This is a genomic window from Embleya sp. NPDC020630 (assembly GCF_044334985.1).
In the GTDB taxonomy this organism is placed as follows: Bacteria; Actinomycetota; Actinomycetes; order Streptomycetales; family Streptomycetaceae; genus Embleya.
This window is the reverse complement of record NZ_JBIRUB010000013.1, coordinates 86667-93155: the sequence shown is the minus strand read 5'-3', so window position 1 is coordinate 93155 and position 6489 is coordinate 86667. Positions and strand designations below refer to the sequence as shown.

The 6489-nt window shown below is 72.7% G+C and carries 6 protein-coding genes; 2 read left to right on the top strand and 4 right to left on the bottom strand.

All coding sequences use genetic code 11. The features are described 5' to 3' along the window. Positions 1-525, bottom strand: coding sequence for a cupin domain-containing protein (locus ACH4XV_RS34065; protein ID WP_395796192.1), 525 nt, complete (start codon positions 523-525; stop codon positions 1-3). Between the two features lie 219 nt (positions 526-744). On the opposite strand from ACH4XV_RS34065, the gene ACH4XV_RS34060 reads away from it, so the two are divergent. After that, positions 745-1368: a dihydrofolate reductase family protein gene (locus ACH4XV_RS34060; protein ID WP_395796191.1), complete on the top strand. Its 624-nt coding sequence runs from the start codon at positions 745-747 to the stop codon at positions 1366-1368. Positions 1369-1656: 288 nt separating this feature from the next. On the opposite strand, the gene ACH4XV_RS34055 is transcribed toward ACH4XV_RS34060, so the two are convergent. From ACH4XV_RS34055 to ACH4XV_RS34045, 3 genes are all read right to left on the bottom strand, one after another. Further along, positions 1657-2001 (bottom strand): VOC family protein, encoded by a 345-nt coding sequence (locus ACH4XV_RS34055; protein ID WP_395796190.1) that lies wholly within the window; start codon positions 1999-2001, stop codon positions 1657-1659. Between the two features lie 212 nt (positions 2002-2213). Beyond that, positions 2214-3575: a glutaminase A gene (glsA, locus tag ACH4XV_RS34050; RefSeq protein ID WP_395796189.1), complete on the bottom strand. Its 1362-nt coding sequence runs from the start codon at positions 3573-3575 to the stop codon at positions 2214-2216. A gap of 260 nt (positions 3576-3835) precedes the next feature. Then, the gene (locus ACH4XV_RS34045; protein ID WP_395796188.1) at positions 3836-4771 is read right to left on the bottom strand and encodes a LysR family transcriptional regulator; all 936 of its coding nucleotides are present in this window, start codon (positions 4769-4771) and stop codon (positions 3836-3838) included. A 246-nt stretch (positions 4772-5017) separates the two neighbouring features. Here ACH4XV_RS34045 and ACH4XV_RS34040 point away from each other — a divergent pair, with 246 nt between their 5' ends. Beyond that, complete coding sequence (locus tag ACH4XV_RS34040) at positions 5018-6391, top strand: MFS transporter (protein ID WP_395796187.1); 1374 nt, start codon at positions 5018-5020, stop codon at positions 6389-6391. The last annotated feature ends 98 nt before the right edge of the window (positions 6392-6489 follow it).

Below are 6489 nucleotides of genomic sequence, written 5' to 3'. Positions count from 1 at the left end.
CTACGCGCCGAGGTCGACCCAGTGGTTGTCGTGGCGGAGGAAGAACCGGGCGCGTTCCTTGTCGGTGAGGTGTTCCAGCTCGGGGATGCCCTCGAAGTAGGCCTCCCGGGGCGCCCCCGGGGCGAACTGGAGCAGCATCGAGGCCGGCTCGCCGGATTCGTTCCGGAACGCGTGCAGGCCGCCGACCGGGACGTACAGGAAGTCCCCGGCTCTGGCGTCGCGCCAGTCCCGGCCGTCGAACAGCCGGATCGTGCCGGAGAGCACGAAGAAAGACTCGGAGATGGTCCGGTGGAAGTGGGTGCCGGGGCCGCTGGGGACCGCGTGCATGTCGACCCGGTACAGGCCGTACTCGCCGTCGGTGGAGTCGGTGGTGGCCAGGTAGTGGTAGGTCGCGCCGGCGGTGATCAGCTCGGGCGGGTGCTCGGCCGGGCGGAACCGGGCGTTGACCTCGCCGGAGTCGCCGCGGTAGCGGGTCTCGGGGTAGCCGAGGCTCTGCGGATCGTCGGGGACGTCGGGGAAGGACATCGCGGGCTCCTCGTCGAACGTGTCGCGTTTGGTGGTGATGCGTGTGGTGGTGACGTGTGTGGTCGTGACGCATGCGGGTGGATCGGGGCGGGAATCGTCGGGGATCGATCGAAGGATCGCTCCGGGACCGATGAGTTTCCGGTGGACGCGCGGTCGAAGCATGTGTCGGCTCGAAAACCACGCGACCACGACGGCGACACCGCGACGAAGGGCAGCGCCATGAAGATCACCCTCACCACCTTCCTCACCATCGACGGGGTCTACCAGGCCCCGGGCGGCCCGGAGGAGGACCCCGGAGGCGGCTTCGAACACGGCGGCTGGTCGGCGCCGTACGGGGACGACGACTTCGGCCGGTTCATGGTCGGGGTGATCGGCCGTGCGGAGGCGTTCCTGCTCGGACGGCGGACGTACGACATCTTCGCGTCCTACTGGCCCGCGATCACCGACCCGGCCGACCCGATCGCCGGGCCGCTGAACACGCTGCCCAAGTACGTACCCACCAACACCCTCACGTCGGCCGATTGGCACAACACCCGGCTGCTGCACGGCGACCTGGCGGAGGAGGTCGGCGCGCTCCGGAAGCAGGACGGCGGCGAACTCCAGATCCACGGCAGCGGCGCGCTCGCCGGGTCGCTGCTGCGGCTCGGCCTGGTCGACGCGATGCACCTGCTGACGTTCCCGGTCGCGCTCGGCACGGGCAAGCGCCTGTTCGAGCCGGGTGTACTGCCGACCGCGTTCGCGCTCACCGGGTCGGAGGTCACCGGGAAGGGCGTGGTGATCACGTCCTACGAGCGCCGGGGCGCACCCACCTACGGCAGCTACGAACGTCCCGAGCAGGGGTAGAGCCGCAGGCCCGAGCGGGGTGGCCGCGGGCCCGGGAACGCAGCCGAGGGCCCGGGAGCGCACACACCGACGGCGCGTCCGAGACCCACGGGGGGTGTCGGCCGCGCCGCCGGCGGCTTTTTCGCGGGGCGGGGATCCCCGCGATCATGGGGCCGGGTCCCGGCCGGGGGAGATCGGCTCGGGCACCCTGCCCGCGCGGGCCCGGGAGTCCGGTCTCGGGAGTCATGGCCGGGGTTCGGCGTACCCCGGCCGAGACTCGCGAGTCCCCGGGCCCACGACGCTCCGGGCTCAGGCCTCCTGGATGAGACCGATCGGGTTGTCGTCGGCGTCCTTGAGTACGGCGGTGCGCTTGCCGCCGCCGACGTCCTTGACCTCGTGGACGGGCTGCGCGCCGCCCTCGACCAGCGACGCGAAGGTCGCGTCGATGTCCGCGACGTGCCAGTAGGAGATCGGGCCGTGCTCCCACTTGGCGTGGCCGTGCGGGTCCAGGCCGATGTCCTGGCCGTCGAGGTGATAGCCGACGTAGTACGACTCGTCCATCACCGGGTCGACGCCGAGGATCCGGCTGTACAACTCCTTGGCCTTGGCGAGATCCCGCACGGGGTAGATCACCGTCTTGATGCCTGTGGTCATGCTGCGCTCCTCGGGAGGGCCGGCCGGCGTCCGGTTCGGGGTCCGGGTGCGGATCGGCGTCGGGGCTTTCGCCTTTGCGGGTGCGGGTCCGTTGTCGGTCCGCCGAGGAGGTGACCCGCGCGGGCGGAGGAGTGTGACCGGTCCGGCGAAGTTTTTCCGGGGCGGGGTACGAGGCGGCGTGGGGGTGGGCGGCCGGGTGCCCGGGGTCGTGGCTATCCGGCCGGCTCGGTCGTCGTCGCCAACAGCCGGTCCTCTCCCCACGCGATGGCCTCCTCCCGGTTGGCGAACGCCGTCCACGGCGCCGGTCCGTCGCCGATCGGGTCGAGCAGCGGTTCCCGGGCGGCGATGGCGATCTCGTGGCCGGCGGCGACCAGGTCGGCCAGCACGGCACCGAGCATCGCGGCCGAGCCGAGCGCGATCCGGGTGACCCGGTCCAGGTCGAGCACGATCCACCCGGGCGGGCTCGGCTCGGACTGGCGCAGCGCGTGCAGCAGGTGCTCCGTCTCGGTGAACTCCAACGCCCCCTGCGCCCGGATGACCACGACACGATGCCCCTCGCGGTCGAGAACCGCCCGCTGCGCGGGTGTCCGGGCCCGGTAGGAGGGGTGGTCGAGCGCGGTGGTGACCTCGGTGACGGTGGCGATGTGCCGACCGGGCTGGTGCATCAGGTGCAGCGCGAAACGTTCGGACAACTCGGTCAGCGCGACCACACCGCGCACGGGGTTGCCGGCCCGGTCCAGCGGCGGGCTGTGTACCGCGATGCCGAACCGCGCCGGGCTGCACGCGATCAGGCCGCCGGACACCCCGCTCTTGGCGGGCAGTCCCACCCGCAGCAGCCATTCACCCGCGCTGTCGTACATCCCGCAGGTCGCCATCACCGCCAACGCCCGCACCGCCACCGGTTCGGCGATCACCCGGTCGCCGGTGACGGGGTTGACGCCGCCGTTGGCCAGCGTGGCCGCCATCACCGCCAGGTCGGCCACTCCGACCCGGATCGAGCACTGGCGGAAGTAGGTACGTACGGTCTCGTCCACGTCGCCGGCCAACGAACCCGCGCCGCGCATCAGGTAGGCCAGCGCCCGGTTGCGGTCTCCGGTCGCCGCCTCGGAGCGGTAGACGTCCTCGTCGACGTCCAGGGATCGGCCCGCGAAGGCGGACAGGCAAGCGCGGATGCGTTCGAAGCGGTCGCGCGCATCGGCCGCCGGAACCAGGGAGGTGGTGACGATCGCGCCCGCGTTGACCATCGGGTTCGCCGGTCGGCCGGTGCCCTGCTCCAGGCTGATCGCGTTGAACGCCTCGCCGCTGGGCTCGGCGCCGACCCGGCGGGCCACCTCGGCCGGGCCGAGTTCGGATACGGCGAGCGCGTAGACGAAGGGCTTGGACACCGACTGGATGCTGAACAGGTTGTCGGTGTCGCCGGCGTGGTAGCGGTTGCCGGACATACTGACCAGCGCGAGACCGAAGGTACGGGGATCGGCGGACGCCAACTGCGGGATGTAGTCGGCGACTTCGCCGTCGGCGAGCGAACTCAGCCGGTCGTGCAGCTCGGCCAGGGAGGTGGTCACCGGGTCCATGGGGACCACCCTTCGGCTGTGTGGGGCGCAGCGGGGTACGGCATCGTCCTGCTCCCGTCCGTCGACCGGCCGGGCCGGCGAGCGGGTGTGGGCCGATGCGGTGTCGTCACTTAGCGTGATGGTCGGTCTTCGAGCGTAGTCGGCGCACGGTGGACATGCCCGTCGGCGGGGCGTGGGGTTGGGCCGGTTGTGCAGCCGGCTGTGGGGCCGGCTGTGCAGCTGGTTGTGGGGTCGGCTGTGGGGCGGGCTGTGGGGCCGGCTCAGCCCTGTCGCGAGCCCGTCCGGATCGGCGCGCCGGCCTCGGCGCGCTCGCCGGGTGCCGCCGCCGCGTACAGCACCTCGCGCAGTCCGGGAAGTGTCTCGCGGTCCGGGCGCCAGACCAGGCGCAGGGTGAGGTCGGGGGTGTCCAGCGGAAGCCTGACCAGGGTGCCGGCGGCGAGTTGGTCGGCGACCGCGAAGTGCGGCAGCAGTGCGACGCCCAGACCCTGTTCGGCCCAGGCCCGGGTGACCGTGACACCGCCGGCCCGGACCCGCTCCACCTCGGCACCGAGCAATCGATCGCCGGCCAGCCGGAACGAGCAGGCCGACGCCCCGTTGACCAGCAGCCGCTCCTCGCGCAGGTCGGCGTCGGTGATCCGGTCCCGGTCGCCCAGCGCATGCCCCGGGGCGGCGACCAGCGCCAGCCCGACGGGTTCCAGGTCGACGAACGCCAGTGCGGCCGGCGGTGGTTCGAACCCCAGTTCGCCGAGCCAGGCGCCGGTGTCCAGGAGCAGCGCCACGTCGAGCCGACCGGCCACCACGGCGGCCAGGAGTTCGCTCCGATCGCTGTCCGAGACCACCTGGACCCGCAGATCGGGTCGGCGGGCGGCGAGCCGGCCGAGCACCGAGGGCACGTGCGTCACGGCGATGCTCTCCAACGCCCCCAGCCGCAGCAGGGGCGCCGCTGCGGCCACCTCGCGGCGGGCCTGTTCGGCCTGGTCGAGCAGCCGGTGCGCCCACTCCCGCATGCGCTCCCCGGCGGCGGTCGGCGTCATGCCCCGGGGGCTTCGGTCGAACAGGACTACGCCCACGGACTTCTCCAGGACCCGGATCTGCTCGGAGACCGACGACGGCGCGATGTCGAGCGCGTTGGCGGCCGCGGTGACCGTGCCGAAGCGGGCGACCGCCTCGAAGGTGCGGAGCTGGCGAAGTTCCATGGCCGGGCAACCTCCTTCGAGCATTCGGATATTCCGAACGGAGCATACGGGCGGGCCGGTCGAGTCGAGGGCTGCGGTCGACGGACAGTGGTGCGGCGCGATCCTCGGGCTCTTCCGGGTGGCTCCCGGGCCTGTTCCGGGTCGCTCCCGGGCCTCCTTCGGGCCTCCTTTTGGGCCTGCTTTGGGCCTGCTTTGGGCCTCTTTTCGGTCGCTCCCCCACTGCCCCTCCACTTTCGGAGACTCTCGATGACACTCCTCGGTCCACCCGTCGCAACCCCAGCCACCATCACCTCGAGGTCGCGCACCCGGGCCCTGATCGGCATCTCGCTCGGCTACTTCATGGTGTTGCTCGACATGACCGTGCTGTCCGTGGCCGAGCCGGATCTGGCCCGGTCGCTGGGCGGTTCGGTGGCGGGGCTGCAGTGGACGGTGTCCGGGTACACGGTCGTCTTCGGCGCACTGCTCCTGACCGCGGGGGCGGTGGCCGACCGGTTCGGCGCACACCGGGCGTTCCGGGTCGGCATCGTCGGGTTCGGCGTCGGTTCGCTGCTGAGCGCGGCGGCGCCGAACCTGTGGACGCTGGTGGCGCTGCGCGGGCTGCTCGGGGTGGCCGCCGCCGCCTGCGTACCGGCGTCGATGGCGATGATCACCCGGCTGTTCCCGATCCCCGCCGAGCGGGCCGGAGCGGTGTCGGTGTGGGCTGCGCTCAGCGGCGCGGCCCTCGCCGTCGGTCCGCTCGCCGGCGGCCTGCTCGTGGACGCGTACGGCTGGCGCGCCATCTTCCTGGTCAACGTCCCGATCGCCGCCCTCACCCTGGCGCTGACCGCCGGCCGCGCGGTGCGGTGCCCCCGGGGCGAGCGGCCGATCGACTGGGCATCCCAATTCGTCGTGTGCGTGGCGCTGGGCCTGGCCACCGACGCGCTCATCGCGGCCGGGTCGGGGTCCGGGACGCACGCGGCCGGCTCGGGGGTGGCGGCGGTGCTCACCGCGCTGCTGTTCGTCCGGGCCGAACGACGCAGCCCGCACCCGGTGCTGCCGGCCGCCGTGTTGCGCTCGCGCGCCACGAGGTCGGCGCTGCTCGCCGGGGCGGCGGTCAACTTCGCGATGACGGGGCTGCTGTTCGTCCTGCCGCTGCTGTTCCGGCAGAACCTGCACATGTCGCCGATGCGCACCGGGGTGGCGTTCCTGCCGATGACGCTGCCGTTCGCGGTGAACCCGCTGCTCACCGGGCGGATCGTGGCGCGGTCCGGGCCACGGGCCCCGATGCTGGCCGGGCTGGGCCTGCTGACCTCGGGCTGCGTGGTGTTCGCCGTCGCGGTGCTTGCCGGCTTCGGGTATCCGGTGCTGGCGATCGGGCTGGTGTGTACCGGCTTCGGGGTTTCCTTCGCGCTGCCCGCCCTGGTCGGCACGGTGATCGCCACGGCACCGGAGGGCACGGCCGGCGCGGCCGGCGGCCTGCTCAACGCGGTCCGCCAGATCGGTGCCACGGTCGGCGTCGCGGCGATGGGCGCGTTCGTCGGCGTCGGCGGCGCGACGGGCACCCACGATCTGGCCTGGGCCCTGCTGCTGCCGGCGGTGCTGTGCGCGGTGATGACGGTGGCGGTGGGACGGCGGGTCTGACACGCGGACGCCGGGCCATACGCGGATGTCGGCGCCGTATGCAAAGCTGCGTGCGACCAGCGGGGTACGGGATCCTCAGCCTCCCAGAAACGAGGACT